The sequence below is a fragment of the Candidatus Propionivibrio aalborgensis genome (genome assembly GCF_900089945.1).
GTDB classification, from domain to species: Bacteria; Pseudomonadota; Gammaproteobacteria; order Burkholderiales; family Rhodocyclaceae; genus Propionivibrio; species Propionivibrio aalborgensis.
In genome coordinates this window covers 1-1,243 of the sequence record NZ_FLQY01000252.1, presented here as the reverse complement: position 1 = coordinate 1,243, position 1,243 = coordinate 1, and the positions used below count along the sequence as shown (strand labels likewise).

Genomic DNA, 1,243 nt, shown 5'->3' with positions numbered 1-1,243 from the left:
CGGGTGACGGCAAACGGCCTCCCATTCAGACTCATGGCTGAAACTCCAGACCCCTTTCCGGGTTTGCCGTTGCCGTCGTCACTCATGCGAAGCAGCGTCCTTTGTCAAAAGGCTGCTTCTCCTTCAGGATGTGGAAGCAGGCCCGCGCCAGCTTGTGGGCCAGCGCCTTGGTTGCCACCGCGTTGTTTGTCTTCGCTCGTTTGCGTTCGTAGAAACGCTTCGCTTCGGCACAGAAACGCAGCGCAAAGTTGGCGGCTTCAACAAAGGCCCAGGCGAGGTACTTGTTCCCGTTCCGGGTGTTGCCTTCCCCCTTCTTCTTACCGTTGCTGATGCGTTGGCTGTCGACGCAACGGGCGTAGGAGGCGTAGTTGCCGACCTCGGCAAAGCGATCGATCGGCCCGGTCTCGAGCAGGATGATGCTGGCAAGAATGCGCCCGATCCCGGGAACGCTGGTGAGCAAGGCGTACTCGGGTCGGTCGCCGATGCTTTCTTGAAGACGCCTTTCCAGCAGTTCGACCTGCGCGTTCAGGGTCCTGATCACCGCCAGGTTGCTCTGGATGGCCAGACACACGTCGGCTGGTAGGCCCATCGCCGTAACGTCTTCCAGCGTCAGCCGTTTGATCTGGTTGCTGCTGATGCGCGCGCCCTTTTGCCGGGCCAGGATGTTTTCGATGGCCAGAATGTGGCTGGTGCGGCTGCGTACCAATTGCAGGCGCTTGCGGGCGAGGTCGCGTAGGGCGCGGTGCGCCGGTGGCAGGATGGTGCCCGTGGGGAGAATGCCCAAGCGCAGCAGGTGCGCGCGATGCCGGGCATCCGCTTCATCGCCGGTGTGCTTGAGGCCGTCATACTTGCGGATGGCTCCGGTGTTGGCCAGTTTGACGTCGAACCCGGCTTCCTGCAGGCCGTCGACCAGCCAGTACCAGTTGTAGGTGGATTCGACGACCACGCCGGCCAACTCCCCTTGCCATGGCTTGAGAAACCCGATGATCTTTTCCAGGTCGTTCGGGAGCCGCTTTTCCGCGACGACCTTGTCGCTGTCATCCGTTACCGTTACTACGCAGTTGTTCGAGTGCAGGTCAATTCCGCTATATTTCATCTTCGGCCTCCTGTGGTTAAGCAAGTTCGCAAACTCACTTTAACCCCACCGCCTCACGGCGGTGGGAGGCCGGCTAGATGATTTTCAGCTTCGAATTGTTTTTGCGAAATTCAATGCGATGGTGATCCCTCCTATTCTTTTATTCCA

1 protein-coding gene is annotated in these 1,243 nt (G+C 59.5%); it reads right to left on the bottom strand.

The genetic code is table 11. From position 1 onward, the window contains the following. Window positions 1–82 precede the first annotated feature (82 nt). Window positions 83–1,096: an IS110 family RNA-guided transposase gene (locus PROAA_RS12300; RefSeq protein WP_186411624.1), complete on the bottom strand. Its 1,014-nt coding sequence runs from the start codon at window positions 1,094–1,096 to the stop codon at window positions 83–85. Between the last annotated feature and the right edge of the window lie 147 nt (window positions 1,097–1,243).